The 1772-nt window shown below is 56.3% G+C and carries 2 protein-coding genes; both read left to right on the plus strand.

The features are described from left to right. The first annotated feature begins 219 nt into the window (after positions 1 to 219). Complete coding sequence (locus PVW46_RS13420; protein WP_043147093.1) at positions 220 to 912, plus strand: GntR family transcriptional regulator; 693 nt, start codon at positions 220 to 222, stop codon at positions 910 to 912. A gap of 59 nt (positions 913 to 971) precedes the next feature. After that, positions 972 to 1772: NAD(P)-dependent oxidoreductase (locus PVW46_RS13425; protein WP_274576167.1), on the plus strand; the 801-nt coding region annotated here is incomplete at its 3' end.

Here is a 1772-nt window from a genome sequence, read left to right on the forward strand (position 1 = left end):
CCAACCAAATCAATGGGTCCTGACCCTAGCGTCTTCCTTGGTAGCTTACGAGGCTGCCGGGAGGAATGACGGGTACCGCACCCCGACGGCCCAACTGGTGATACGAGGACATGAGCGCTCTTGCAGCTAGCCAAATCGCGGCTGCAAGAAAGTGTTTGTCTGTCCTGCATCAACCTTTGAGACGCTGCTGGGCGCTGTCCTCTGAATGGGTGGACAAACATGCGTCCGGAGACTTCGCGGCCAAAGGTAAATCTTCAGATTGAGAAGGAATCGATCACTCTGCGTGGCCGAGTGGAGGAGAAGCTGCGCCTTGCGATCGTGTCAGGATACTTTGTGCCGGGGCAGCGGCTGGTCGAGCGCGAACTTTGTGAACTTATCGGAATTGGAAGGACATCGGTCCGAGAGGCCATGCGGCAGCTCGAAGCCGAAGGTCTGATTCGGAGCGTTCCGCATCGTGGACCTATCGTTCAGGGGATAACCCCTGAAGAGGCGGTACAGCTCTATGCGCTCCGGGTCCTGCTTGAAGGGTATGCGGCGCGCTGCTGCGCGGAACGTGCTGACCATGAGGCGAAGCAGATTCTAAGCAATGCCGCCGCCGCTTTTGTCCACGCGGCCGAGAGAGAATCACATGAAAGCATCATGGCCGCCAAAGATGCCGTCTATGATTCACTGTTGGACGGAGCCCGAAACCCGTTCGTCAAGCAAACCCTGACGGCGATGCAAAACCGCATAAGCATGCTGCGGTTTGGATCATTCACCACACCAGGTCGGCTTGAAGAAAGTGTGAATGAAATCAAGCAAATCGTGGAAGCGATCCGTACTGGCGACGGAGACAAGGCAGAAGCCGTGTGCCGGAGGCACATCGAGCGCGCAGCGGCCCTGGCGCTGGCTGCGCTTAAAAATGAATCATGAAGACAAAATGATTGACAGTTTGTCATACAATAATGTAGCCAGACAACAGGGAGGACATTATGACTGAATTCAAGCGCATCGCCTTTATTGGCTTGGGCCAGATGGGCCTACCTATGGCGAAGAACCTTGTTGCTGGGGGCTTTCCCGTAATTGGCTTTGATGCCTACGAGCAGGCTCGTGTGGCGGCGGCTGGAGAAGGCATTGAAGTCGTCTCCAGCTTGAACGAGGCAGTCGAAGGTGCCGATTGCATCATTACGATGCTTCCCAACGGAAAAATCGTACAGGACGCAGTTCTGGGCGGTGACGCCTTCCTCAAGGCGAACGCAGGAGCGGTCTTGCTTGAAATGAGCTCGTCTGCGCCGACCGACACTCGTGTGCTGTCCGACAAAGTTTCTCCACATCTGCGCGTTGTCGATGCTCCGGTTTCTGGTGGCGTTAAGCGCGCGGTCAGTGGCTCTCTGACCATCATGGCAGGCGGGGAGACTGAGGCGCTGAACCAGGCGATGCCGGTTTTGGACTGCCTGGCATCCAGCGTGTTCGCATGCGGCCCCGTTGGTGCGGGGCATGCCATGAAGTCGATCAACAATTTTGTTTCTGGTGCAGGGGTCATTGCCGCTGTCGAGGCCGTGACGCTGGGAACGGCGTTCGGACTGTCTGCCGATACGATCATTGATGTTCTGAATGCATCTTCGGGCAAGAACAACGCGACCGATGTGAAGATGAAACAGTTCGTTCTGAGCGGTACCTTCGCATCCGGGTTCGCTCTTGGTCTGATGGCCAAAGATATCGGAATTGCAGCAGAGCTTGCCAACGATCTCGGTCTGAACCTTTCTGGACCTGTCACGGATTTGTGCCGCTCC

It is taken from the genome of Mameliella sp. AT18, from assembly GCF_028807275.1.
Lineage (GTDB): Bacteria > Pseudomonadota > Alphaproteobacteria > Rhodobacterales > Rhodobacteraceae > Antarctobacter > Antarctobacter albus.